General features: G+C 65.3%; 24 protein-coding genes. 12 read left to right on the top strand and 12 right to left on the bottom strand.

Translation table 11 applies throughout. The annotated features are described in order from the left end of the window. The first annotated feature begins 57 nt into the window (after window positions 1-57). Window positions 58-471 (top strand): VOC family protein, encoded by a 414-nt coding sequence (locus ADBZ9O_RS11150; RefSeq protein ID WP_526531128.1) that lies wholly within the window; start codon window positions 58-60, stop codon window positions 469-471. Here ADBZ9O_RS11150 and ADBZ9O_RS11145 read toward each other — a convergent pair whose 3' ends face one another. Further along, window positions 472-1,626 carry a TDT family transporter gene (locus ADBZ9O_RS11145; RefSeq protein ID WP_526531126.1) on the bottom strand — a complete coding sequence of 385 codons (1,155 nt, stop codon included), beginning with the start codon at window positions 1,624-1,626 and terminating at the stop codon, window positions 472-474. A gap of 20 nt (window positions 1,627-1,646) precedes the next feature. After that, complete coding sequence (locus tag ADBZ9O_RS11140; protein ID WP_526531124.1) at window positions 1,647-2,069, bottom strand: DoxX family protein; 423 nt, start codon at window positions 2,067-2,069, stop codon at window positions 1,647-1,649. Between the two features lie 50 nt (window positions 2,070-2,119). Between ADBZ9O_RS11140 and ADBZ9O_RS11135 the strand changes: the two genes are divergently transcribed. Together ADBZ9O_RS11135 and ADBZ9O_RS11130 are read left to right on the top strand one after the other, a co-directional pair. Beyond that, complete coding sequence (locus tag ADBZ9O_RS11135) at window positions 2,120-2,599, top strand: DUF4429 domain-containing protein (protein WP_526531122.1); 480 nt, start codon at window positions 2,120-2,122, stop codon at window positions 2,597-2,599. 95 nt (window positions 2,600-2,694) lie between these two features. Continuing rightward, window positions 2,695-2,865 carry a hypothetical protein gene (locus ADBZ9O_RS11130; protein ID WP_526531120.1) on the top strand — a complete coding sequence of 57 codons (171 nt, stop codon included), beginning with the start codon at window positions 2,695-2,697 and terminating at the stop codon, window positions 2,863-2,865. A 38-nt stretch (window positions 2,866-2,903) separates the two neighbouring features. On the opposite strand, the gene ADBZ9O_RS11125 is transcribed toward ADBZ9O_RS11130, so the two are convergent. After that, complete coding sequence (locus ADBZ9O_RS11125) at window positions 2,904-3,383, bottom strand: Rrf2 family transcriptional regulator (RefSeq protein ID WP_526531118.1); 480 nt, start codon at window positions 3,381-3,383, stop codon at window positions 2,904-2,906. A 76-nt stretch (window positions 3,384-3,459) separates the two neighbouring features. On the opposite strand from ADBZ9O_RS11125, the gene ADBZ9O_RS11120 reads away from it, so the two are divergent. Continuing rightward, complete coding sequence (locus ADBZ9O_RS11120; RefSeq protein ID WP_526531116.1) at window positions 3,460-3,753, top strand: hypothetical protein; 294 nt, start codon at window positions 3,460-3,462, stop codon at window positions 3,751-3,753. A 70-nt stretch (window positions 3,754-3,823) separates the two neighbouring features. Then, complete coding sequence (locus ADBZ9O_RS11115; protein WP_526531114.1) at window positions 3,824-4,387, top strand: signal peptidase II; 564 nt, start codon at window positions 3,824-3,826, stop codon at window positions 4,385-4,387. Here ADBZ9O_RS11115 and ADBZ9O_RS11110 read toward each other — a convergent pair. After that, complete coding sequence (locus ADBZ9O_RS11110) at window positions 4,343-4,936, bottom strand: cysteine hydrolase family protein (RefSeq protein WP_526531112.1); 594 nt, start codon at window positions 4,934-4,936, stop codon at window positions 4,343-4,345. The genes ADBZ9O_RS11115 and ADBZ9O_RS11110 overlap by 45 nt on opposite strands. Window positions 4,937-5,021: 85 nt before the next feature. Between ADBZ9O_RS11110 and ADBZ9O_RS11105 the strand changes: the two genes are divergently transcribed. Beyond that, entirely contained in the window at window positions 5,022-6,593 is a 1,572-nt protein-coding gene (locus ADBZ9O_RS11105) for an esterase-like activity of phytase family protein (RefSeq protein ID WP_526531110.1), read from the top strand. Here ADBZ9O_RS11105 and ADBZ9O_RS11100 read toward each other — a convergent pair. The 5 genes from ADBZ9O_RS11100 to ADBZ9O_RS11080 all read right to left on the bottom strand — a co-directional run bounded on the left by ADBZ9O_RS11100 (window position 6,580) and on the right by ADBZ9O_RS11080 (window position 11,129). Further along, window positions 6,580-7,341, bottom strand: coding sequence for a 3'(2'),5'-bisphosphate nucleotidase CysQ (locus tag ADBZ9O_RS11100; protein WP_526531108.1), 762 nt, complete (start codon window positions 7,339-7,341; stop codon window positions 6,580-6,582). The two genes, ADBZ9O_RS11105 and ADBZ9O_RS11100, sit on opposite strands and share 14 nt — an antisense overlap. Further along, window positions 7,338-9,188 (bottom strand): sulfate adenylyltransferase subunit CysN, encoded by a 1,851-nt coding sequence (gene cysN / locus ADBZ9O_RS11095; protein ID WP_526531106.1) that lies wholly within the window; start codon window positions 9,186-9,188, stop codon window positions 7,338-7,340. The genes ADBZ9O_RS11100 and cysN overlap by 4 nt, the downstream gene beginning before the upstream one ends. Further along, entirely contained in the window at window positions 9,188-10,117 is a 930-nt protein-coding gene (cysD, locus tag ADBZ9O_RS11090; protein WP_526531104.1) for a sulfate adenylyltransferase subunit CysD, read from the bottom strand. Before cysD ends, cysN begins: the two co-directional genes overlap by 1 nt. A 142-nt stretch (window positions 10,118-10,259) precedes the next feature. Further along, window positions 10,260-10,751 (bottom strand): beta-class carbonic anhydrase, encoded by a 492-nt coding sequence (locus ADBZ9O_RS11085; protein ID WP_526531102.1) that lies wholly within the window; start codon window positions 10,749-10,751, stop codon window positions 10,260-10,262. Window positions 10,752-10,823: 72 nt separating this feature from the next. Continuing rightward, window positions 10,824-11,129 carry a hypothetical protein gene (locus ADBZ9O_RS11080; RefSeq protein ID WP_526531100.1) on the bottom strand — a complete coding sequence of 102 codons (306 nt, stop codon included), beginning with the start codon at window positions 11,127-11,129 and terminating at the stop codon, window positions 10,824-10,826. 219 nt (window positions 11,130-11,348) lie between these two features. Here ADBZ9O_RS11080 and oppB point away from each other — a divergent pair, with 219 nt between their 5' ends. The 4 genes from oppB to oppA are packed head-to-tail and all read left to right on the top strand — an operon-like array spanning window position 11,349 to window position 16,820. After that, on the top strand, window positions 11,349-12,320 hold the full coding sequence (gene oppB, locus ADBZ9O_RS11075; RefSeq protein ID WP_526531099.1) for an oligopeptide ABC transporter permease OppB: 972 nt from the start codon (window positions 11,349-11,351) through the stop codon (window positions 12,318-12,320). Between the two features lie 38 nt (window positions 12,321-12,358). Continuing rightward, complete coding sequence (oppC, locus tag ADBZ9O_RS11070; RefSeq protein ID WP_526533065.1) at window positions 12,359-13,270, top strand: oligopeptide ABC transporter permease OppC; 912 nt, start codon at window positions 12,359-12,361, stop codon at window positions 13,268-13,270. After that, a complete protein-coding gene (gene oppD, locus ADBZ9O_RS11065; protein ID WP_526531097.1) occupies window positions 13,267-15,129 on the top strand; it encodes an oligopeptide ABC transporter ATP-binding protein OppD in 1,863 nt (620 codons plus the stop codon). Before oppC ends, oppD begins: the two co-directional genes overlap by 4 nt. Before the next feature lie 11 nt (window positions 15,130-15,140). Beyond that, window positions 15,141-16,820, top strand: a complete 1,680-nt coding sequence (gene oppA, locus ADBZ9O_RS11060) for an oligopeptide ABC transporter substrate-binding protein OppA (protein WP_526531095.1) — start codon at window positions 15,141-15,143, stop codon at window positions 16,818-16,820. Here oppA and ADBZ9O_RS11055 read toward each other — a convergent pair. Beyond that, complete coding sequence (locus ADBZ9O_RS11055; protein WP_526531093.1) at window positions 16,810-18,078, bottom strand: alpha/beta hydrolase; 1,269 nt, start codon at window positions 18,076-18,078, stop codon at window positions 16,810-16,812. The two genes, oppA and ADBZ9O_RS11055, sit on opposite strands and share 11 nt — an antisense overlap. A gap of 87 nt (window positions 18,079-18,165) precedes the next feature. Between ADBZ9O_RS11055 and ADBZ9O_RS11050 the strand changes: the two genes are divergently transcribed. Continuing rightward, window positions 18,166-19,392 (top strand): acyl-CoA dehydrogenase family protein, encoded by a 1,227-nt coding sequence (locus tag ADBZ9O_RS11050; RefSeq protein WP_526531091.1) that lies wholly within the window; start codon window positions 18,166-18,168, stop codon window positions 19,390-19,392. 73 nt (window positions 19,393-19,465) lie between these two features. Here the strand turns inward: ADBZ9O_RS11050 and ADBZ9O_RS11045 are convergent, their stop codons facing one another. Both ADBZ9O_RS11045 and ADBZ9O_RS11040 read right to left on the bottom strand, forming a co-directional pair. Beyond that, a complete protein-coding gene (locus ADBZ9O_RS11045; protein WP_526531089.1) occupies window positions 19,466-22,102 on the bottom strand; it encodes an AAA family ATPase in 2,637 nt (878 codons plus the stop codon). Further along, window positions 22,099-23,253: a metallophosphoesterase family protein gene (locus ADBZ9O_RS11040; protein ID WP_526531087.1), complete on the bottom strand. Its 1,155-nt coding sequence runs from the start codon at window positions 23,251-23,253 to the stop codon at window positions 22,099-22,101. The genes ADBZ9O_RS11045 and ADBZ9O_RS11040 overlap by 4 nt, the downstream gene beginning before the upstream one ends. 138 nt (window positions 23,254-23,391) lie before the next feature. Between ADBZ9O_RS11040 and ADBZ9O_RS11035 the strand changes: the two genes are divergently transcribed. After that, window positions 23,392-23,919, top strand: a complete 528-nt coding sequence (locus ADBZ9O_RS11035; protein WP_526531085.1) for a SixA phosphatase family protein — start codon at window positions 23,392-23,394, stop codon at window positions 23,917-23,919. Window positions 23,920-23,922 lie beyond the last annotated feature (3 nt).

Raw genomic sequence — 23,922 nt, 5'->3', positions numbered from 1 at the left:
TTCTGGCACGCGGCGCCGCTGTGATGTCTCGAATCGCTCGCTGGCACGATGAGCACCATGACGATCACGACGTCCGCCATTGCCCACGTCCGTCTCACGGTCACCGATATCGTGCGGTCCAGAAAGTTCTACGACGATGTCTTCGGCTGGCCGATCGCCATCGAGCTGCCCGATGACGCCGACCAAGCCACGCGCGACCAGCTGAGCTTCCTGTTCGGGGGGTGCATCTACAACATCGGCCATTGCCTGATCGGCCTTCGTCCGGTGGGCCATGACACCTTCGACGAGGATCGGGTGGGCCTGGATCATCTGGCGTTCAGATTGGCCAGCAAGGACGAATTAGATTCAGCCGTAGCACATCTCGACGACCTCGGGATTGCCCATGAAGCAGTCAAGGATATCGGTATCGCTTATATCGTGGAGTTCCGCGACCCCGATAACATCGCCCTCGAGCTCACCGCACCGAAGTAGTCAGACCGCAGAATCCTTGTGCGCCTTGACCGGACCGGCGGCCGGCGGCGGCAGGAACAGATTGCCTCGCAAGCTGCCCCGCGCCGTGCGTACTGCGACCAACAGCCAGGTGCTCAGTAGGCCGATGTAGGCGATTGCGGCGGCAACCTTGAAAGCCGGCAGGCCGGTGTGCAGCGCAAGCTGGCTGGTGCCGGTGACGAAGGTGCCGACGGGGAAGGTCAGGCTCCACCAGGTCAGGGCGAACGGCATCCCACGCCGCACGGTACGAACCGTCAACGATGTCGCCAACCCGATCCACAGCACGGCAAAACCCCAGACCGGTACGCCGAACAGAATGGCGAAGACGCTCATGCCGCTGGCTATCTCAGGTGCCACAGCATGCGCCGCAGCCGTCCCGAGAAGTCCTGCCGCCGTGATGGATTGCCCAAGCGGACCGAGCACGATCCACAATGTCGGAACCCGTGCGGTACCGGATGTGCCGTAATACGCGAGCCGACTCCAGATCAGCGTGATGATGATCAGCGAGGCGACCAGAGACAGCCCGAACATCGCGTAGCAGCCGTAAAGCATGGTCTGCCGACCGGAGCCCGGCGCCATGTGCGGTATGAGCAGTGCGCCCGTCGCCGCCGAGACCATCGGTGGCACCACCGGCATCAACCACCCACCGAACGCCGCATCCGGTTCGACGCTGTACTGGGTGAACATCAGATACGGGATGGTCAGCGCCGTGAACAGACCGCCAACCGTGCCCGCCGTCCACAGCACCCAGTCGAGGTCGACGGCGATCCGCGCCCCGACCAGATCACCGCCCACCAGAATCGATCCCGCGCCGACGGTCAGGAAAGCCATCGGCGCGGCGCCGTAGAAATGGGCCATCTGCGGATTACGTGCATGCGTGCGGGCCACTGTCGGGTGCCGAACCCAGTGCGCCCCCACTGTCACGACGAGGGCGACCAGCAGCAGCGCCGCGATCACCCAGACGATCTGAGCGAAGGCCCGTTGACCGGGCACGTGTACCGGCAGGCTGGCCGCGGCGTTCGCGACGATGCCGGTGCCCATGACGGATGCGAACCAGTTGGGACCCAGGTTGCCCAGCACAGCGGTGGGCGGCGCCGGTGAAGTCGTCCCGTCATCACCAGGCAATTCAGTGGCCATAAGCCCGGGAGGCTACTGCATCAACGCGTCAGGCCGAGGACCTTGCACAGCGCGGGACGGCGCAGGACAAGACCGACCCACAACAGGATCCCCACGTAGACCGCGGACAGGATGGTGCTGAACAGCGGTGCCTCAACCCGCATATTCGCCGTGACCGCGCCGCCGAGGTAGGCGGTGATACCTACAGCGCCAAGCACCGCAGTGCGCGGGATCGCATACACCACAAGGCAAACCCCCAAGACAATGCCTATCACCACGGCCTGTCCGGCAGGGAATCCGAGCTTTTCCATCGCCTCTTTGACTGCGTCGTTCGGGACCAGTTTGGTGACGACGTCGAAGATCAAAAACAGGCCGACGATGGCACTGATGACGATGCCGGCGAGCTGGCTCCGCGTTCGCTTCTGGGTATCGGTGACGTTCTGCGCTGTAGATGGTGCGGACATGCGGACCTCCCGGGGCCAAGTAGTGCGGTCACCGAAACAGACCATGGCAGATGCAGAAAGTCATCGTGCACAATTTCGACATGGTCGCGAGCAACCCCAACCGCCTCAAAGGCGCGTCGTGCACCGCGACACTGGACACCGACGCCAAGACGCTGACGTTCGAGCACTGGGGTTTCGGCAGCTCCGACGAACAAAAGGCGCTGTCACCGGTGGTGGTGCCACTCGGAGCAATCAGTTCCGTCGAATACAAAAAGGGCACGTTCGGCAGCTGGGTCTATGTCTCACTGCGGGGCCAGCAGCCTTGGCTGCACGGCGTCCGACGCGACCCTCATGGTTTGACCTGCGGTGACGACCCGACACCGTTCGCGAAAGCCGTGCAGGCCGCGGTGGCCGGCGTCGAGCCGCTCGGTGCCGAAGACTGGGAACCGCCCGAAGCGCCCGAGATCCCCGCAACGCCACCGAGTTGGCGCAGCCGCTTTGCCAAAGCCGCCGCCGGCGCAGTGGTCACCGGTTTCTTCAACTCTCGATAGTCCCCGTGCCGCGTACCTGCAACTGTTTCGCAGATCACACTTTCGGGCAGCCGTGAGCTATGACGGACGCAGCGAATGACTCAGCAGAAGTGGAAGTGACTGACTCGGCGCGAGAAAAAGCCAAGGAAATGCGTAAGGCCTATGACGATCGCCCCACGGTTGTCTTGCCCGGTTCCGACAGGACGGTGGCCGGTACCGCGGTCGGCGAATGGCTCGATGACGACGGCAATCCCAAGTACAGCAAGGACAGCAAGGACAGCCGATGAAAGTTCCTGACCTACACCAACTCTGATGCGAAACTGCGTCAGCTGACGGTGCGGTGGCCGCGATCGCTCTCCTGGCCGCGGTAATCGTCGGCAAGTATCACGACGTGGCCCGGTAGCTCTCCCGATGCCACATCCGAAAGGCTTGTCTCCTCCAACACCGACCGCATGCTGGCCCGTAGTGCCCGCCAGACATCGGTCAGCGCCGCGGTCGGTCCCGAATACGGCAAGTCGCCGAGCCCGATATCGCGAACGCTGGCCAGCGGCCCGTCGATACAACGCAGCACATCGGCGATGCTGATCTGCGCTGCTGGACGGCCGAGTTCATATCCCCCGTCTCGGCCACGATGGCTGCGGACCAGTCGGTCGGTACGAAGATCGGACAGGATATCGACCAGGAACTGCGGCGGAATCCCCTGCGCGTTCGCCAGATCCTCGGTCTTGACCAGCGTGCCGTCGTCGACCGTGGCCAGTTGGACCATGGCCCTGACCGCGTACTCCGCCTTGGCCGACATGCGCATTCGCGCAATTGTGCCATTCCTGCGGGCAGGGACCCCCGCCGCGCGCCGAATCACGGTCCGATGAGACGATGCGACCATGCCCGAGGACCCAGCCGTGGAGCAGGCGTTGTTACTGCTGGCGGCGCTGCACGAGCAGGTCACCGAGATCTCCGACAAGTTGCAGGCCGCCGAACGAAACAGCCGAAATCTCCGATCCCGGGGTACCGCCGCAGATCAGCGCCGTGCAGCGGACCTGCGTCGCGATTTGTACGAGGCGCATCGCCTCATCGAGGGGTTGCACAAACGCTTCCCTGAAGTACGGCCCGCCCCGACCCCACGGCGATCAGCGCAGACGTTCGGCCATCAGGGAGCCAGGCCCACGCGCACGTAGCGGGTTTTGTTCATCCATCCGTCGACTGATGTCGCCCGCCGGCGTCACCTCGGTAGGTCAGTATGCAGCGGTGACCGTCGACCAGGTGGGGACCCATGGGTGGACAGTGCCGGGGGTGTCGCCTCGACCACGGGTGGCACTGCTGTTGGCGATCGCCGCGGGGATCTTCGTCGTCGACGTCGTCACCAAGGCGCTGGCGGTCGGATTACTCGAACCGGGACAGCCTGTTCGGCTGTTCGGCGACGCCGTGACGGGTGTTCTCACGCGCAATTCGGGTGCGGCTTTGTCGGTCGCGGCCGGCTACACCGTTGCGCTCAGCCTCGTCGTTTCTGGGGTGGCCGTGGCCATCGTCTGCATCGGGCGGCGCTTGACCTCACGCTGGCAGGCGGTCGGTTTCGGCGTGCTCTTGGGCGGCGCTGCCGGAAACCTCACGGACCGATTTTTCCGTGCGCCAGGCCCGTTGCGCGGGCACGTGGTGGATTTCCTGTCGATCGGCGGGTCGCCGGTGTTCAATATCGCCGATACCGCGGTCCTCGGCGGCGCGGCGTGCTTGATCGCCTGGGTGGTGTTCTCGATGAATGCCGATGTCTCAGTCGGGTATTGCGGCCCCCGCCGGTACGACGACGGCAAATAGATCGGACAGCGCGGCCAGGCTGGCGGATTGCAGTGCCGCAGCGGGCACCTCGACGTCCCCGACCCCAGGCAGCGCACGGGTGGCCGTCGCGGCCGCGACCACCGTCGGCGCGTAACCGAGATTGAACGCGCCACGCGCGGTGGAGTTCACGCACATATGCGTCATGAAACCCGCGAGGACCAGATTGGTGGCACCCAGTCCTTTGAGGTGCTGCTCGAGATCTGTTTGCACGAACGAGTTCGGGTAAGCCTTGACCACGACGGGTTCACCATCGCGGGGGGCGACCCGATCGACGATCGCCCCGGTGTGGCCGTCGATGTCATACAGCGACCCCGGTCCGTCCGAGTGCTGGATGTGGATGATCGGAATACCCGCGGTACGGGCGCGTTCCAGCAGCGTCGCCGTCTCGTCCAGCGCGGGCTGCACGCCGTCGAGTTCCATCACACCCTCGGTATAGGTGTTCTGACAGTCGATGAGGATCAGCGTGGACTCGGCCAGGCTCACCGGCTCCAGGGGCAGACCGGATAACGCACGCAACGTCGCAGACATCTCCCGAATCTACCGTGCAGCTGTGCACGGCCTGCTTCGTTCATGAGATCGATAGCCCGATGTCGCTTCGAAGTGCTAGTCGTTGATGATGGTCGTTGGAATTCGTCGAGCACTGGCGGTCGGAACGTTGATGGTCATCACGGGGTGCTCACACCAGAGCGGAAGCTCTGGTGACTTCTCCACCGGCGTCGGCCAGGCCCTGACGATCACGGCGGGCCAGCTCCTTGCCACAACCGGTGGTCCAACACCGGTCTCCTTCGGTAAGCCCGCTCACGGTCAACTCACCTACGGTCCCGCCGGCGCCATGATCTACACGCCATCGGATGGGTACTCCGGCACCGATCAGTTCACGGTGACCACCACCGACGCCGTCAAGCTGTACGCCACTGATTCACCCCCGATCGCGACGGTTGGCGGCGTGGAAATCCAGAGTGCGGCAGCGGGTTCCGCTATCGCGATGGTGCCGGGCAGCTCCGACGAGCTGTACGGCCTCACCGACCGCGGCCCGAATGTCGATGGGCGTTCCGATAACGAGAAGGTATTGCCGGTCCCCGATTTCAATCCGCATATCGTCAAATATCGGCTCACCGACGGGATCGCCACTGCCGAGCAGACGATCGCACTGACCGGTCGTGACGGTAAGCCGATGGTCGGGCTGGTTGACCCAGGCGCGGATACCGGCGAGACGCTCGTCGACATCAACGGGATGCCGCTACCGACATCGGACCATGGTCTCGATTCCGAGGGCCTGGTCGCCCTGCCCGACGGCACCTTCTGGGTATCCGATGAGTACGGGCCCTTCATCGTCCACTTCGATTCCACCGGAAAGGAATTGGCGCGACTGTCACCTTTCGACGGGTCGTTGCCCCGCGAACTGGCCGACCGCAGAGCCAACCAGGGTTTGGAAGGCCTGACGATCACTCCAGACGGTTCCACCTTGGTCGCCATCCTGCAGTCGGCGCTGAAGACCCCCGGGCTGGTCGGTTCGTCGAAGTCGGTGCCGCTGACCAGGATCGTCACGATCAATTTGGCCACCAAGGCCGTCGGCGAGTACCTCTATCCGCTGGATGATCCGGAGAAGACCGGAGTCGCGGTATCGGAGATCACCGCCCTGTCCAACACCACCTTCCTAGTCGACGAGCGCGACGGGAAGGTCGAACCGGGCGCCGACAAGAAGATCTACCTCGCCGACATTTCCGGTGCCACCGATGTCGGCCCGAACGCGACGGTGGTGGGCTCCACCTACCAGGGCGACGCCGGCGGGCTGTTGGTCGACGGCAAGCCCATCGAGACACTCGTTGGCGTCACCACCGACACCGCGGCAATCGACAAGCTCAAAGGCCGTGGCATCACCGTCGCAGACAAATCGCTGAAGCTGGACCTCGGCGCGCTACTGACCGAACTCAATCCCAAGGGCGAGTTCTTCGGTCACGACAAGATCGAAGGGCTCGCCACACCCGATGGCGGCAAGACGCTGATCATCGCCAACGACGGCGACTTCGGGATTGCCGGCATCGTCTCCGACAGCACGCCGATGGCGCTCAAGCCGAAGATGCTCCCCAACGGTAGGCCCGACACCAGCGAGTTCCTGGTGGTCGACACGTCAAAGTTGCCGGCTCAGACCACGAAGCGCACCGTCACGATCAGGATTGACTAGCCCCATTTGCACGGGTCACGGCCAGCACGGCGTCGGCAAGTTCGGGTCGGCACACCACCAGATCGGGCAGCTTCGGGTCGGTCTGGTTGTAGATCAGCGGGGAACCGTCGATCCGGGAGGTGAACAGACCCGCCGCGCGCGCCACCGCGACCGGCGCTGCCGAGTCCCATTCGTACTGACCGCCGGCGTGCACGTAGACATCGGCACGGCCCTGCACCACAGCGGCGACCTTCGCTCCCGCCGAACCCATTTCGACAAGTGTCCCGTCGAGGGCGTCGCGCACCTGCAGCGCGACCGCCGGTGGCCTGGTCCGCGACACCACCACGCGGGGTGGGCCGTCAACTGCGGGCGGATACGCGACGTCAGGGGTGGCCAGCGTCACGCCCTGGGCAGGCAGCGCCACCGCACCCGCGATGAGTTCGCCGGAGCTGCCGTTGCGCTGCCAGAGCGCCACGTGCACGGCCCAGTCGTCGCGACCCAGTTCAGAGAATTCCCTGGTGCCGTCCAACGGGTCGACGATCCAGACGCGCTCGCTGCGCAACCGGATAGGGTCATCGGCGCCCTCTTCGGACAGCACCGCGTCCTCGGGCCGTTCCGCGCCGAGGGCCGCCATCAGAAAATCGTGGGACCGCTTGTCACCGGCGGCTTTTCGCTCCTCGGCGGTGGCATCAGCCAGCTCGACGCGCACCTTCAGCAGCAGCTCGCCCGCTTCGGTGGCCAACCGGGCCGCGAGTTCGTGATCGCTCACAGGTGTTGATCCAACAGGTCGATCACCTGTTGTGCCAGCTCATCTGGCGTCCACTCCGGGGTGAGCCGCAGATCAGGATCCTTGGGCCGCTGATACGGGCTGTCGATGCCGGTGAAATGCGTGATCTCGCCAGCCCGCGCTTTCGCATACAGCCCCTTGGGATCGCGTGCCTCACAGTCCGCCAGCGGGGTGTCCATGAAGACCTCGAAGAAGCCGAAGCCCTGGTCGGTATGCACCTTCCTGGCGAGATCACGGTGCTCGGCGAGCGGACTGATCGCCGGCACCAGGACGATCTGTCCGGAGTCAGCCAGCAGCGTCGCGACATGGGCGAGCCTGCGCAGGTTCTCGGCGCGATCATCCATCGAGAACCCCAGGTCGGCGTTGAGTCCGTGCCGCAGATTGTCGCCATCGAGAATATAAGCGGGACGGCCACTTTCGAGCAGCTTCTGTTCAACCAGTACCGCTACCGACGATTTGCCGGAGCCGGACAAGCCGGTGAACCACAACGTGCAGCCACGGGACAGCCGATCCTGCGCGGTCACCAGCGACTGGTGGCGCACCGTGTTGGGGGTCGCGGCACGGGTGGCCGCCGGTGCGGTATCGCGGACCATGCCCGCCGCAACCGTGCCGTTGGTATCCGGGTCGATCAGGATGAAGGAACCGGTGGCGGCGTTGCGCGAGTATTCGTCGAGCAGCAGCGGCTGCTGGGTGCGTAAGGTGATGCGGCCAAGTTCGTTGAGCTTCAACGCTGTTGCGCTCTTGTCCCGGTGCAAGGTGTTGACGTCGAGGCGGTAGTCCAGCGACGTCACCCTGGCCCTGGTGGTCTTCGTGGTGTGCTTGATGATGTAGTCACGGCCCGGCTCGAGGGCCGCCTCATCGGCCATCCAACACACCGTGGCATCGAAATCCTGGGTGGCGTCGGGCTGATTGTTCACCCGCGCGATCATGTCGCCCCGCGAGATATCGATATCATCGGCCAGGCTCACCGACACCGCCATCGGCGGAAACGCTTCGTCCACTGGGCCATTGGGGCCGTCGATGGTGGTGATACGACTGGTCTTGCCGGTCGGGAGCACGATGATCTCGTCACCGGGGCGCATCACGCCGCTGGCCACGGTGCCCGCGTAACTACGGTGATCAGCGTGGTCGCGGGTCTGCGGCCGGATGACGTACTGGACGGGGAAGCGCACGTCGATCAGGTTGCGGTCGCCTGCGATGAACACCTCTTCGAGGTGCGAGAGCAGGGCCGGCCCCTCATACCACGGGGTCTTGGTCGATTTCGTGACGACGTTATCGCCCTGCAACGCCGACATCGGGATGGTCGTCACGTCTTGGACGTCCAAACGTGCTGCGAACGCGTGGAACTCGTCGCGAATCTCCTCGAAACGCTGCTGGTCCCAATCGATCAGGTCCATTTTGTTGACCGCGAGCACGATGTGTTGGATACCGAGCAGCGAGGCCAGGAAGGCATGCCTGCGCGACTGTTCCAGCAGGCCGTGCCTGGCGTCGACGAGCACGATCGCCAGCTGAGCGGTCGAGGTACCTGTCACCATGTTGCGGGTGTACTGCAGGTGCCCCGGGGTGTCGGCGATGATGAATTTGCGCTTGGCGGTGGCGAAATAGCGGTATGCGACATCGATGGTGATGCCCTGCTCGCGCTCCGAGCGCAGACCATCGGTGACAAGCGCCAGATCGGTAAAATCGTTGCCGCGTTCGCGCGACGTGCGCTCCACGGCGGCCAGCTGGTCCTCCATGACGGCCTTGGAGTCATAGAGCAAACGCCCTATCAGCGTTGACTTTCCGTCGTCTACGGAGCCAGCGGTCGCCAGCCTCAGCAGTGTCGCCATCAGAAGTACCCTTCTCGTTTGCGGTCTTCCATACCGGCCTCGGAGATGCGGTCATCGGCGCGGGTCGCGCCCCGCTCGGTCAGCCGTGACAGCGCGGTCTCGGCGATGACCTCGTCGACTGTGACGGCAGTGGATTCGACGCAGCCCGTGCAGGTGACGTCGCCCACGGTGCGGAAGCGCACCGAGGTTTCGAACACCTCCTCATCGGCGTTGGGCTGCAGATATTCGTGGACGGCCAGCAGCATGCCGTCGCGCTGGAAGACCGGTCGGCGATGCGCGTAGTAGATGCCGGGCAAGGTGATGTTCTCTGCGCCGATATAGGCCCAGATGTCGTATTCGGTCCAGTTCGATAACGGGAACACCCGGATGTGCTCACCCTTGTGATGCCTACCGTTGTAGATGTTCCACAGTTCCGGGCGTTGCGCCTTGGGGTCCCACTGCCCGAACTCGTCGCGGAAGCTGAACACCCGTTCCTTGGCGCGGGCCTTCTCCTCGTCACGGCGCGCACCGCCGAACGCGGCGTCGAATTTGTTCTCCCGGATACCGCGCAGCAGCGTCACCGTCTGCAGCGGGTTGCGGGACGGGCCGTTGTCCACCACCCGGCCCTTTGCGATGTCCTCTTCGACGCTGGCCACGACCAGGCGAACGCCATGTTCGGCGACAAGCCGGTCGCGGGTGGCGATCACTTCTTCGAAATTGTGGCCCGTGTCGACGTGCATCACCGGGAACGGCAGTCGTCCCGGCAGGAACGCCTTGATCGCCAGGTGCAGCATCACGATGGAGTCCTTGCCACCGGAGAACAGCAGAACCGGCTTCTCGAACTCGGCGGCCACCTCCCTGATGATGTGGATGGCCTCGGCCTCCAGCGAGCGCAGGTGGCTCAGCTCGTACTGTCCCGCGGCCGGCTGCGCCGTCACGTGTGCGGTCATTGCTTCCTCGTAAAGTTGGTAGAACTGACCAGAATTACACTCTTGCCCAAGTATGAAATCAGCCGCCCGCGCGGGATGTCAAGGTTTTGTGCGATTCGGGCGCGCAAACCCGCGGTCAGCGCGGTTTTGCGCGCCCGAATCCCTAGAGCGTGACCTCGTTGAGCCGACCGGTGGCGACGTCGAAGACAAAGCCCCGCAGCGATTCGTGTTTGGTCACGAAGGGGCTCGCTTCGATGCGGCGCAGCGACTGGCGCACGTCGTCATCGACGTCGGAGAAGGACTCTGCCGCCCATTCGGGTTTGATACCCGTCTCGGCCTGGATATCGCTTTTGAACGCATCGTCGGTGAATGTCAGCATGCCGCAGTCGGTGTGGTGGATCAGGATGATCTCCCGGGTCCCGAGCAGACGCTGGCTGATCGCGAGGGAACGGATCTCGTCGTCGGTCACCACTCCCCCGGCGTTGCGGATGACGTGCGCCTCCCCATCGGCAAGGCCCAGGACCCGGTAGACGTCGAGGCGGGCGTCCATGCAGGCCACCACCGCGACGTGCCTGCTCGGCGGCAACGGCAAAGGGCCGGAGAAGGTACGGGCATATTCCGCGTTATTGGCCAGGTATTCGTCGGTGACGGTCATCAGTCGACGCTAACAACGGATCACACCCGGCCCAGAGCTTTACTCAGCCTGATCGCAATTGGTAGGGCTCTATCAGCCGGGTTCAGCCGACGTCGGCGTGGTGGTGATACCCGGCGTAGCGAGCGGTGTTTCGGGAGCCGGGGGCGGCGTGGTCGGCGTGGTCGTCACGGCGGTACTGGCCTCCGGTGGCACCGGCGCCTCGGTTGCCGGCGACTCAGACGTCGGGAAGGGCACCACCGGCGTTGCCGGATCCGACACCAAGGTGCTGCTGCTTTCGGTGAAGGTCACTCCCAGCGCACCCAGCGCCACGATGGCGCTGCCGCCGATCACGGCCGAGACAAGCTTCACCCGGGCCGGGCTGTTGGTTTTCGAATTCACGTCTAACCACTCCATTCGGGTCTTCGGATGTCTAGCGCGCTTCCTTGCGCCTGCTCCTGAGGTGGTTAACCAAAGGGAACCGCCATGAAACGTGCAGCGAAAACACAGCCCGCTGGGGCCGTTCGGTCACCGTGGGGACGCGCCGGATGATCCTGCGCGGATCTTGGCAGCCGATATCTCCTACCCTGTGCCCATGAGGCACGGTCGGAGTTCTCGCGCATGACGCGGTTTCTGATCCGTCGGCTGCTCAACTACGTGGTGCTGCTGGTGCTCGCCTCGTTCCTGACGTTCTGCCTGACCTCGCTGGCCTTCAAACCCCTCGACAGCCTCGAACAACGCAGCCCTCGGCCGCCTCGCGCTGTCATCGACGCCAAGGCCGCCGAACTCGACCTCGATAAGCCGATCCCGCTGCGCTACGTGCATTGGGCGTCCAACGCGATCCAGGGCAATTTCGGGACGACGGTGACTGGGCATCCGGTGTCGGAGGAGCTCGGCCGTCGGATCGGTGTCAGCCTGCGACTGGTGATCATCGGATCGTTGTTCGGCACGGTGCTCGGTGTGCTGGTCGGCGCCTGGAGCGCCATCCGGCAGTATCGGCTCTCCGATCGTGTCATCACGGTGGCGTCCCTGCTGGTGCTGGCCACCCCGACCTTTGTGATCGCGAACCTGCTGGCGCTCGGTGCGCTGCAGGTGCATTCGCTCTTCGGGATCCAGCTGTCCTACACCGGTGAAACCTCCCCAGGCGTGACCGGACTCTGGAATCAGATCGCGGATCGTTTCATGCACCTGTTGCTGCCGACGTTCACCCTGGCGCTCGGATCCATCGCCGGTTACAGCCGCTACCAACGCAATGCGATGCTCGACGTCCTGGGCCAGGATTTCATCCGCACCGCCCGCGCCAAGGGACTGACCCGACGGCAGGCGCTGTTCAAACACGGCCTGCGCACCGCGCTGATACCGATGGCCACCCTGTTCGCCTACAGCGTCGGCGGCCTGGTGGTGGGCGCGGTCTTCGTGGAGAAAATCTTCGGGTGGCACGGGATGGGCGAATGGGTCATCCAGGGCGTCAGCACCCAGGACACCAACATCATCGCGGCCATCACCGTATTCGCGGGTGGGGTGATCCTGCTCTCGGGACTGCTCTCCGACGTGATCTACGCCGCGCTCGACCCTAGGGTGCGGGTGGCATGACCGAACCTGTGACCACCGAATCGGCGACGACGGCTTCAATGTCGACCGCGAAAGTCGGCGTCGACTCCGACAGGTTCGCGTCCCGACGCACCCTGGTGTGGCGCCGCTTCCTGCGGAACCGACCGGCAGCGGTATCCCTGGTGGTGCTCGTCGTGATGTTCATCGGCTGCTACGCCTTACCGCCGCTGCTGCCGTGGTCCTACACCGACCTCGATTTCTACTCGCTACAGCAACCGCCGACCGGCAGCCACTGGTTCGGTACCAACGCTCTTGGCCAGGACCTGTTCGCCCAGACCTTGCGTGGAATGCAGAAATCCATGCTGATCGGCGTATGTGTGGCGCTGATCTCGACGATCATCGCCGCCGGCGTAGGTACCGCCGCCGGATACTTCGGCGGTTGGCGCGACCGTAGGTTGATGTGGTTCGTCGACCTGTTGCTGGTGGTGCCGAGTTTCATCCTGATCGCGATCGTGACACCGCGAATCAGGGAGAGCGGCAGCGTCATCGCACTGATTCTGCTGCTGTCGGCGTTCGGCTGGATGATCAGCTCACGCATGGTACGAGGCATGACCATCAGCCTGCGGGAACGCGAATTCGTTCAGGCCGCACGGTATATGGGCGTATCGAACTGGCGGATCATCCTGCGGCACATCCTGCCGAACGTGGCGTCGATCCTGATCATCGACACCGCCCTCAACGTCGGGTTGGCGATTCTGGCCGAAACCGGGCTCAGCTTCCTGGGTTTCGGTATCCAACCACCGGATGTGTCGTTGGGCACGCTGATCGCCGACGGCACCAAATCGGCGACGACGTTCCCGTGGGTGTTCCTGTTCCCGGCCGGCGTGCTGGTCCTGATCATCATGTGCGCCAACCTGATCGGAGACGGACTGCGCGACGCCGTCGACCCCGGCGCCGGTAACCTCCGGCGGAAAAAACGGGGTAAGCGGTGAGCGCGCTTCTTGAGGTGACTGACCTCGCCGTCACCTTCCCCACCGATGCCGCGCCGGTCACCGCGGTGCGGGGCCTGAGCTTTCGCGTCGACCCAGGCGAGGTGGTGGCCGTCGTCGGCGAATCCGGTTCTGGCAAGTCGGCAACAGCGATGGCCCTGATCGGCCTGCTTCCCGAGTACGCCGAGGTGTCCGGGTCCGTGCGGTTGCGCGGCGACGAACTGATCGGGATGGGCGATACCGCGATGTCGCGGATCCGCGGTAAGGCGATCGGCACGGTGTTCCAGGATCCGATGTCGGCGTTGACCCCGGTGTACACCGTCGGCGATCAGATCGCCGAGGCCATCACGGTGCACCAGCCACGGCAGCGATATGCCCAAAAGGACACAGCCCGCCACCGCGCGATCGAACTGCTTGAGCTGGTGGGCATCCGGCAGCCAGAACGGCGGGCCAAAGCGTTCCCGCACGAGCTGTCCGGCGGCGAACGTCAGCGCGTGGTGATCGCGATTGCGATCGCCAACAACCCCGACTTGTTGATCTGTGACGAGCCGACGACCGCGCTCGATGTGACGGTGCAGGCGCAGATCCTCGACGTGCTCAAAACCGCGCGGGATGTCACCGGCGCCGGTGTCCTGATCATCACCCACGACCTGGGTGTCGTTGCGGAATTCGCCGATCGCGCCCTGGTCATGTACGCCGGGCGCGCGGTGGAAGAAGCCTCGGTGCCTGCGCTCTACCGCGACCGCCGGATGCCGTATACCGCAGGCCTACTGGGCTCGGTGCCGCGCCTCGATGCCCGTCAAGGCGAACGGCTGGTGCCCATCCCGGGTGCGCCACCGTCGCTGGCCGGCCTTGACCCTGGCTGCCCGTTCGCGCCGCGCTGCCCGCTGGTCATCGACGAATGCCGCACTGCGGAACCAGAACTCGCAGCCGTTGATGCCGACGAGACCGAGCGACATACCGCGGCCTGTATCCGCACCGATCAGGTCGCCGGTCGCAGCGCCGCTGAGATCTTCGGGGTGGCGACGGTGCCCGAACCCATCGAGGCGGCGCTGTCTGACGACACGCCGGATCCGGTGCTCTCGGTGCGTGATCTCGTCAAGACCTACCGGTTGACCAAGGGTGTGGTGTTCCGCCGCACCATCGGCGAGGTACGCGCCGTCGACGGCATCAGCTTCGATCTGCCCCGCGGGCGCACCCTTGGCATCGTCGGCGAGTCGGGTTCCGGGAAATCGACCACGCTGCACCAGATCCTGGAATTGAGCGCTCCCCAGTCCGGTTCGATCGAGGTGCTCGGCGTCGATATGGCCGGCCTGGACAACTCCAAACGGCAGACGATGCGCCGCCATCTGCAGGTGGTCTTCCAGGATCCGGTGGCTTCACTGGACCCCCGCCTGCCGGTATCGGAGGTACTGGCAGAACCCTTGCACGCCAACGGTTTCGATAGGGCTCGCATTCAATCTCGAGTGGCCGAGCTACTCGATATCGTCGGGTTGCGCCACGGCGATGCCAGCCGATACCCGGCCGAATTCTCCGGTGGGCAAAAGCAGCGCATCGGGATCGCGCGGGCGCTGGCGCTGCAGCCCAAGATCCTGGCGCTCGACGAGCCGGTATCCGCGCTTGACGTGTCCATCCAGGCCGGCATCCTCAACCTGCTGCTCGACCTTCAGCAGCGGTTCGGCCTGTCGTATCTGTTCGTCTCGCATGACCTCTCGGTGGTCAAGCACCTCGCCCACCGCGTCGCGGTCATGCACAAGGGCACCATCGTCGAACAGGGTGAAGCCGACGCCGTGTTCGGTGACCCGCAACACGAATACACCAAGACGTTGCTCGCCGCCGTCCCGCAGCCAACCCCCCGGTAGGGTCAGATTGCATGTCGCTCTTCAAGCCGCTCGGCCGCTGCGCTGCGCTGGTCTTCACCGCCGCACTGATCCTCTCCGGCTGCTCCGGTGGTCCGGGTCAGCCGCCACCGATCGGCGGTAACGCCGAACTCGGGAGCACCAGCGATCTCAATCCGCAGGATCCGGCCAGCTTGCGCCAGGGCGGTGATCTGAGATTGTCACTGCCCTCGTTGCCCGCCAACTTCAACACGCTGACCGTCGACGGTAACGAGGGCACCACCGGGGGCATGCTGCGGTGGACGTTGCCCCGGGCGTTCCGCATCGCGCCGGACGGCACCACGACGGTCAACAGCGACTACTTCACCAGCGTCGAGTTGACCAGTGAGAACCCGCAGGTGGTGACCTACACCATCAACCCCAAGGCGGTCTGGACCGATGGCACCCCCATCACGTGGGAGGACATCGCCTCCGAGGTCAGCTCGACCAACGGTAAGGATCCTCGGTACCTGATCGCCAGCGCGGCCGGCAGCGACAGGGTCGCGTCGGTGACCCGTGGCGTCGACGACCGCCAAGCCGTGATGACCTTCGCCAAGCCCTATGCCGAGTGGAAAGGCATGTTCGCCGGAAACGGCATGCTGTTCCCGAAGAAGATGACCGAAAATCCCGATGTCTTCAACAAGGGCCAACTGACCACACCCGGGCCGTCGGCGGGCCCCTTCATGATCACCAATGTCGACCGCACGGCACAGCGGATCACGTTGAGCCGCAACCCGAAATGGTGGGGCACCCCGCCGCTGCTGGATTCGGTCACCTACACCGTGCTCGACGACGCCGCCCTGATTCCCGCGCTGCAGAACAACACCATCGATGCCGCCGGGGTCGGCTCGCTGGCCGAATTGACCACCGCCCGCAATACCGCTGGGATCTCGATTCGGCGGGCGCCGTCGCCGAGCTGGTATCACTTCACCTTCAACGGGGCGCCGGGCTCGATCCTGGCCGACAAGGCCCTGCGACTGGCGGTGGCCAAGGGTATCGACCGTCAAGCCATCGCCGATGTGACCCAGCGCGGCCTGGTCGACACCCCGACCCCGCTGAACAACCACATTTACGTGGCCGGGCAGAAGGGCTACCAGGACAACAGCGATGTGCTGGCCTACGACCCCGAGAAAGCCAAGGCCGAACTCGATGCGCTGGGTTGGAAGCTCAACGGCCAGTTCCGCGAGAAGGACGGTAAACAGCTGGTTGTTCGCGATGTCCTCTACGACGCCGAGAGCACCAAGCAGATCGCCCAGATCGCGCAGAACAGCCTGGCCCAGATCGGGGTCAACCTGCAGATCCAGCCCAAACCCGGCGATGGATTCTTCACCGACTGGGTCATCGTCGGTAACTTCGACATGGTCCAGTTTTCCTGGGGTGGTGACGCTTTCGCACTCTGCTGTTTGACGCAGATCTATACCACCGGCGCGGAGAGCAACTTCGGCAAGATCAGCAGCCCGGAGATCGACGCGAAGGTCGAGGAGACCCTCAATGAGCTCGATCCCGAGAAATCGCGCACCCTGGCCAACGAAGTGGACAAGTTGATCTGGGCCGAAGGTTTCAGCCTGCCGCTGTTCCAGTCGCCGGGGAACCTCGCGGTCCGCAGCAGTCTGGCCAACTTCGGGCCCGCCGGTCTCGGTGACCTCGACTACACCAAGATCGGCTTCATGAAGTAACTGGGTTGACCGCGGCAGTGGGGTGCAGGCTGGCCGGCACCGCACTCTCGATCGCGGCGGCCGCGGCGATCGCGGAGACCAGCAGCCGCACCGCGGTGTTGCCGGGCAGGCCGTCCAATTCGTCGCCACGGGTTGGCAATTCGGCGATATCACCGTCGGCCACCACTTTCGCGATCTCCAGTGCTGCGCGGTCGCGGGTGTCGAGTGCACTGTGCGCAGCCGTCGGCAATCGGACCAGGGCAGCGCCGGGAATCAACGACGCGACCCGGTCCGCCACCGCGGGCGGCGTCGTCAGATCGCGGCCGCCGGAGATCACCACAGTCGGCCAGGCGAACCGCGGCATCTCTGTGACGAGGTCGTAGGGCTCGGACTCGAAAGCCGGTGTCGGTCCGGCGATCTGCTGCGCCATCTCGGCAAGCACCTCGGATGGGTCGAGTGGCAGCCCGTCGGGCTCGCCGACATAATCCAATTCCCGGAAGGCGATCCGGCCGACCAGGTCAACCTCGTTGCGGTACGGCGCCTTTCGCATCGTGAGCTTGCCGATCTGGTCGATCGCCCGCCACAGCAGAGTGCGGCCGCTCAACAGCAGATCAAGCTGACGGTCCAGCAGGTCGGCGCCACCGAGGCCGTAGACGGCCGCCGCCACCTGACCCGCCGCCGGGGTCATCACACCGTCATCGACGAGTTGGCGCACCTTGGCGGCCAGATCCACCGTGTCGTCTTCTGCTCCGTGCAGCAATACACGCCGGACCGCTTCCCGCACCGCGTCGATATCGGAAGCGGAGAGCACCGGCGAGTCCAACACCATCGCGTGCACCCGATCGGGATACCGCACACCCAGGCCTGCCGCGATATAGGTGCCGTATGACGTGCCGTACGGAATGGCCTTATCGACGCCCGCGTCGTCGAGAACCGCGGCGATATCGTCGACCACCTGGTCCACAGTGATCGCCTCCGGAGGCAGATCGGCACCGGAATCGTCGTGCCGGGACATCCCCACACCGCGGTGTTCGACCATGATGACGTCGAGCCCCTTGGTCGCGGCTCGACGCCGAAAACCCTTATAGAGCTGCACCGACGCTACCCCCGGGCCGCCGGGAATGATCACCAGTGGATGCTCGGACTCCGGGCCGGAGCGAACGTAGTAGAGGCCGAACTGTTCGTCGCTATCCGGTGCCACCGGTCTGCGCACCGACTTCACCCCGGGCAGGGCGGCGAGCTTGTCGTGCGCACGCCTGCGCTTGGCGTTGAGAGTCATCGTCTCCATTGTGCCCGTCGGCCGGTCCTTAGGTTCGGCCTGATCCAAAGCAGTGTTTCGCCAGGGGGCCGTCGGTACAACGAAGTCATGACCCAAGCAACTGCCGTCGAGCTCCGGCTACCTGGCACCGAAGCGTTCGATTCCCTACTCGCCGATATCGCTGCTGGCGCTCGAGACCGCGACCGCAACGACGAGAATCCGTTTGATCAGGTCAACGCACTCAAACAGGCCGGATTCGGCACCTTGCGGTTGCCGGCAGAGCTCGGCGGCCCCGGATTCTCGGTGCGCCAGCTATTTTCGACAGTGATCGATGTTGCCCGCGCGGATCCCATTGTGGCCCATATCTTCCGGGCGCACTTTTGGTTCGTCGAGGAGCGTCTTCGCGCCTTGGGCGCCAACCCATCCGATGAGGCTTCCCGACGGTGGTTGGGTGAGGTGACGGCCGGAAAGCTGTTCGCCAACGCATTCAGCGAGAAGGGTGCGCTGGCGGTGGGCAGTCTGGTGTTCAACACGCGACTGCTGCCCGCAGATGGCGGCGGCTACCGGTTGGATGGCGAAAAGTTCTACAGCACCGGCACCCTGTTCTCCGACTACCTCACGGTGGCCGCCACCACCGATCACGATTCGGTTGCCTCGGTGCTCATCCCAGCCACGCGGGCCGGTGTGCGGATCGTCGACGACTGGGACGGCTTCGGTCAGCGCCGCACGGGGACCGGGACCACCGTGTTCACCGACGTCGCGGTGTCTGTTGACGAAGTGCTCGCCGATTCCCCCTACGATGCGCAGCCGTCACCGACCGTTCAGTACGCGTCATTGCAGCTCTATATCCACGCCGTGGTGGCGGGCGTACTCGCATCGGTGGTCGACGACGGGATCGCACTGCTGCGTTCCCGCACCCGCAGCTTCAGCCACGCCCTGACCGAGAGCCCAGTGGACGACCCGTTCCACCAGAAGCTGCTCGGCGAGCTGGCCAGCACCGCCTACATCGCCAGGGTGGCCGTCCTCGATGCCGCCGAGGCCATTGGTGCGGCCACCGACTCCGAACGCGACGGTATCCCCGACGCCCGACTGGCCGAAGAGGCGCAGATCAAGGTGGCCGAGGTCAAGGTGCATCTGGACGCTGTCGCCCCGGATGCCGCCACCAGGCTGCTGGAACTCGGTGGCGCCAGTGCCAGCAGTCGCGAGCGCAACCTGGACCGGCACTGGCGCAACGTCCGCACCATCACGCTGCACAACCCGGTGGCCTACAAGGCCCGGGCGATCGGCGAGAACCTGCTCCATGGCACCGCCCTGCCCGCCAACGCCTACTTCTGACGAGTGATTTGGGCGCGGAAACCCGCGGTGAGCGCGGGTTTCCGCGCCCTAATCACCGATCCGCGTGGCGGCGCTATGCGCTCAATTCGATGCGGTGCGCGTCACGGACACCGCTGTAGCGCTCGGGAGTACATGTCAGGACGATCACCTGGCCGTCAGCACCCATCAGGTCGAATACCGCACCCATCTTGACCAGCCGGTCGGGGTCGGTGAACCCGAGGGCATCGTCGATGACCACCGGGACGGTGTCCTCCTTGGCGACCAGCGCGGAGACGGCCAACCGAGTCACCAGCCCCAATTGTTCTTTGGCACCACCGGATAGCGATTCATACGGTACGGTCCGCCCGTCCAGGGTGCGGCTTTGTATTTGCAGATCGCTGTCGACATCGACCTCGAAGGTGGGGCCGAAGACCGCGCGGCCGAGCCGCTCGACCTCGGTGCGGAACGGGTCGACGTAGCGCAGCCGGGTGTTATCGCGGTGACGTGCCATCACCGTCCGCAGCAGCTGTACGGCCTGGGCCCTGCTGCGGGTGCGCGCGTGGGCCGCCCCGGCGTGTTCGCGCTTGATCTGGGCGGCGTCGAGTTTTCCGGTACGACCTTCGGTGCCGAACAGGGCGAGCTCGACGGCAGCGTCGCGCAGCACCATGGCCACCGTGTCGTGCCTACGGGCCAGCTCCTCGGCGGCGGTACGTGCCGCCACAAGCTCGGCGGCCACCACGTCCGGCGCCGCCTGGGCCAGGGCCACCGATAGCGCGGCAACGCGGTCGCCGGCCACCCGAGCGGTATCGGCGGCGGTCTGCGCCCGCAGCGCCAGCTCGTCGTCGCCGACTGCCGCCCTGGCGTCGACCAGCCGCTGGGTGACCGCGGCCAGCTCGGCGGTCGCTGCGGTTGCCTTCTCGCGGGAAATCGTTGCGCGGGTGGTGCGTTCGACGAGTTGAGCAGCCGCTGCAGCGGCGACTTTACGTTGGGTCTCGCATTGGGCTTTGGCCTGTTTTGTTTCGGCAGCCGCCACGTCCAGGGCCGTACGAGCAGCAGCTGCATCCACCGCGCCATCCCACAGTCCCGGCTCCGCCGGTTGGTCGGCGACGAGAGCGGCCAGCCTGGTCCTCAGTGCCGCGATATCGTCATCGCCGCGGACACCGAGCAGGGTCGCGCTCAACTGGTCCCGGCGCGACACCAGCTCGCGACGGTGCTGTACGACGAGCCGCGCTTGGTCGATATCGGCAACGGCGGCAGTCGTCAGTAGCCCCTGCAGATGCTCTTGTGCTGCAGCCAGTTTCGCGTGACTGTCGGCTGCGGTCACACCGGGCTGCACCCGCGCTGTCAGCAGACCTGGGAGCTGTACCGCGACGGCATCGGCAGGGGTGAGCGCGTACACCTGGCCCGCAGCCAGCGCCAGCCGGCGGTCGCCGACCATCAGCTCGATATCGGCCTCGGCGGTGAACTCTATGGTGGTCGATGTCAGCTCCACCTGGGCGCTGGCCACATCAACGGCTGCGGCAGCGACCTCGATGCCACGAAAGATGCTGTCCGTCAGCGTGATTGCAGCGAGTTCGGCAGCGACGCGATCGAGATCACGCGCCGTGGTATCGATGCGGCCCAGTCGGGCTTGGAGGCGTTGCGCCTCGTCGCGCTCGGCGAGCTGGGTCACGACCCGTCGCGCCGCGTCGAGTCGTTCTTCGGCCGCATCCAGTGCTGCCATCGCCTCGGTGACCGCCGCCTCGGCAGCGACCACGACGGCGCGGCCGGTGGCCTCGGATTCGGCGGCCTCCAGCGCACCGGCCTCGGCAGCACCGACAGCGGCGGCCCTGGCTTCGACGTCGGCGCGCAACCGCTGCCGCTCGCCGTGCGCTGCCCCGGCCGCGATGCTGGTGGCATCGGCGGCGGCAGCCTCGGTGCGCGCCGCATTGCGCTGATCAGCCAGTGCCGCAATCGAATCGGCCCTGGCTTTGGCGGCGATATGACGTTCGATCACGGCCTGGCGCTGACCGTCCAGCTCGGCGAGCTCGGCGGTGGCGACAGCATGCCTGCGCACCCGGTCATCGACTTCGGCGACATCGGCAGCGCATTGCGCCACATCTTCCTCTGCCGTTTTCAACGCCTCGATGGCCGCGGCCCACTGCCCCGTCGGTCGGCCGGTGGGCGTGAAGTAGCGGCCGTATTCTGCGTCGATCCGTTCGATCAGCACCGGTTCGGCACCGGAGAGCCCGGACAGCGCCGCAGCATCACCCGCCGCGATATCGAGCGCGCGGGACAAGGCATCACAACCCGCCAACGGCACGGCCGTTGTCGACGTGGCCTGCAGCACACGCTGGGCCTGCCACAGCCCGGTGTCGACGGTATCGGCCAGCATGGTCCGCACCCGGTCATGCGCCTCGTCACCGGTCAGCTGTTCACGGCGGGGCGCCAGCACCGTCAGCTCCGTCTCGCACTTCTTGTGGAACCGTTTGCGATAGACGAAACGGTATGCGCCCGTGCTGATCTCGGCAGTGACCTCGGCTCCGACATCGGCATGGGTGGGCTTGACCTGTTTGACGTCCTTTTTGGTCGAGCGGTCCTTGGACTCCAAGAGCAGATCGAGCGCCTCGATCATCGACGATTTGCCGACCTCGTTGCACCCGGACACCACCGTGACACCGTGATCGGGAAATTCGATATCGCGGTGGGTGATTCCGCGATAATTCGTCAAGACCAGCCGGTGCAATCTCATGCCGCTCCACTTCCTGCGGCCGTCAGCCGCAGCAGCAGCGCCAAAGCGCCCTGCGCATCCTGGGCGGCACTGTCGCCCGAACGGGCAGTCGCCACCAACTCGTCCACCGCGGACGCCGCGAAGCCACCGATGCCGAGTTCGGCGAACTCGCCGTCGGCGGGTACCACTGCAAGCTCGGAATGCCGCTCCCACAGGCCGAGCCACGCGAACAGCCTGGCGTACTTGTCCAGACACGCATCGAGGGCCGCGCGGTCGGTGACCGTCAACGTGCCGGTCAGCACCAACCGCACCACCGTGCGGTCCTTGTCGGGCAACAGGTCCAGATTCAGGTCGAGATCGGCGATATCCCTGCTGTCGTCGACGTTGCGACGCAACGTCGCAAACCGCCACCGACCGATATGCCGCGCCTGCACCGACACTGCCCGGCCCGGATCGGCCTCGTCGATATCGACGATCAGGACGTGCCCGGGATCGGCCTCGATATCGTCGTAGTTGGTCACTTCCGGCGACCCGGAGTACCAGATCCGTCCGGAGTCACCGACCTCTGTCCGGGAGTGCTTGTCGCCCAACGCGACATAGTGGATGGCACCGCTGTCGATAGCGGCGCGGACTGCGGCCAGCCGGATCAGCGACGGCCGTGTGGGATCGGGGTCGAGGATGTCGACGCCACCATGTGCGACCAGGATGCGGGTGGTGCCGTCCGCGGGCAGATCTGCCAGCACCTCGGCGACCAGATCGGTGGTCGGCCGCTTGGATCGCCATGGCGCCGCGACGATCTGCAGACCCGGACGCACCTCGTGGATACCGGCGCGGTCCAGCACGGTTACGTTGTCGGGACGTTCGGCGGTGAACAGTGCACTGGTGTACACCGAGGCGGCATCCAGAGGGTCGTGATTACCAGGCAGCAGATACACCGGAATACCGATGGCGCGCATGGCTTCCAGCGACTGACTGACCACCCGCGGCGCCAGTTGGTTGTCCTCGAAGACATCACCGGAGACCACCACGAACTCGGCATCGACTTCCGCGGCGAGGGCGCCGAGCCCGGCCACCGCATCACGGCGAGCCGCGGAGTATCTGGGCTGGGCTTCACCCTCGAGGAAGTGACGGGTCATCCCGAGCTGCCAATCGGCGGTGTGGACAAATCGCATTTCGGTGCCGTCCCTCCTGTCTCGTCCTGGTCGTCGTCAATGGGCCTGTACTGAATGGGCAACGCGAGTGTAGAACCGGGTGCCGACAAGTCCGGGGACGTGCACCGGTATGTGCTCGACTGGCTTACCGTGGTGGCTGTGAGCGACGAACCACGCACGTTGATCCTGCTGCGACACGCCAAATCGGACTACCCGGACGGGGTGGTCGACCATGACCGGCCGCTGGCGCCGCGGGGACAACGTGAGGCCGGGCTGGCCGGCGAGTGGCTGCGTTCCGACCCACTGATCGATCCGCGGGTGCAGGCCGCGCTGTGTTCGACGGCAACCAGAACGCGCGAAACCCTCGCCAGGACCGGGCTGAATGCCGAGGTCCGCTTTGTCGACCGCATCTACGACGCGACGCCCGGCGCTGTCATCGACGAGATCAACGACACCGAGGACACCTTCGGATTCGACGTCCGCACCCTGCTGGTGATCGGTCACGAACCCGCGATGTCGCAGCTGGCACTCGGCCTTGCCGGTGCCGAGGGAACCAATACTGATGCCGCGGAACGCATTTCGACGAAATACCCGACGTCGTCAATGGCGGTGCTGCGGATCAGCGGCCCGTGGCGCACGGTGCAGCTCGGCAGCGCTGCACTGGTCGCGTTTCACGTGCCCAGGTAGCGG

The sequence above is a fragment of the Mycobacterium sp. genome (assembly GCF_965229105.1).
Taxonomy (GTDB): domain Bacteria; phylum Actinomycetota; class Actinomycetes; order Mycobacteriales; family Mycobacteriaceae; genus Mycobacterium.
This window is presented reverse-complemented; position numbering and strand designations above follow the sequence as displayed.

Bases quoted from the DNA above. Each gene is read 5' to 3' on its own strand.
- ADBZ9O_RS11150 (WP_526531128.1), top strand. From the start codon at position 58: ATGACGATCACGACGTCCGCCATTGCCCACGTCCGTCTCACGGTCACC.
- ADBZ9O_RS11040 (WP_526531087.1), bottom strand. From the start codon at position 23,253: ATGCGATTTGTCCACACCGCCGATTGGCAGCTCGGGATGACCCGTCAC.
- cysN (WP_526531106.1), bottom strand. From the start codon at position 9,188: ATGGCGACACTGCTGAGGCTGGCGACCGCTGGCTCCGTAGACGACGGA.
- ADBZ9O_RS11085 (WP_526531102.1), bottom strand. From the start codon at position 10,751: ATGACCGTCACCGACGAATACCTGGCCAATAACGCGGAATATGCCCGT.
- ADBZ9O_RS11145 (WP_526531126.1), bottom strand. From the start codon at position 1,626: ATGGCCACTGAATTGCCTGGTGATGACGGGACGACTTCACCGGCGCCG.
- ADBZ9O_RS11140 (WP_526531124.1), bottom strand. From the start codon at position 2,069: ATGTCCGCACCATCTACAGCGCAGAACGTCACCGATACCCAGAAGCGA.
- ADBZ9O_RS11050 (WP_526531091.1), top strand. From the start codon at position 18,166: ATGACCCAAGCAACTGCCGTCGAGCTCCGGCTACCTGGCACCGAAGCG.
- ADBZ9O_RS11055 (WP_526531093.1), bottom strand. From the start codon at position 18,078: ATGACTCTCAACGCCAAGCGCAGGCGTGCGCACGACAAGCTCGCCGCC.
- oppB (WP_526531099.1), top strand. From the start codon at position 11,349: ATGACGCGGTTTCTGATCCGTCGGCTGCTCAACTACGTGGTGCTGCTG.
- oppA (WP_526531095.1), top strand. From the start codon at position 15,141: ATGTCGCTCTTCAAGCCGCTCGGCCGCTGCGCTGCGCTGGTCTTCACC.
- cysD (WP_526531104.1), bottom strand. From the start codon at position 10,117: ATGACCGCACACGTGACGGCGCAGCCGGCCGCGGGACAGTACGAGCTG.
- ADBZ9O_RS11105 (WP_526531110.1), top strand. From the start codon at position 5,022: ATGATGGTCGTTGGAATTCGTCGAGCACTGGCGGTCGGAACGTTGATG.
- ADBZ9O_RS11125 (WP_526531118.1), bottom strand. From the start codon at position 3,383: ATGCGCATGTCGGCCAAGGCGGAGTACGCGGTCAGGGCCATGGTCCAA.
- oppC (WP_526533065.1), top strand. From the start codon at position 12,359: ATGTCGACCGCGAAAGTCGGCGTCGACTCCGACAGGTTCGCGTCCCGA.
- ADBZ9O_RS11120 (WP_526531116.1), top strand. From the start codon at position 3,460: ATGCCCGAGGACCCAGCCGTGGAGCAGGCGTTGTTACTGCTGGCGGCG.
- ADBZ9O_RS11045 (WP_526531089.1), bottom strand. From the start codon at position 22,102: ATGAGATTGCACCGGCTGGTCTTGACGAATTATCGCGGAATCACCCAC.
- ADBZ9O_RS11135 (WP_526531122.1), top strand. From the start codon at position 2,120: ATGCAGAAAGTCATCGTGCACAATTTCGACATGGTCGCGAGCAACCCC.
- ADBZ9O_RS11110 (WP_526531112.1), bottom strand. From the start codon at position 4,936: ATGTCTGCGACGTTGCGTGCGTTATCCGGTCTGCCCCTGGAGCCGGTG.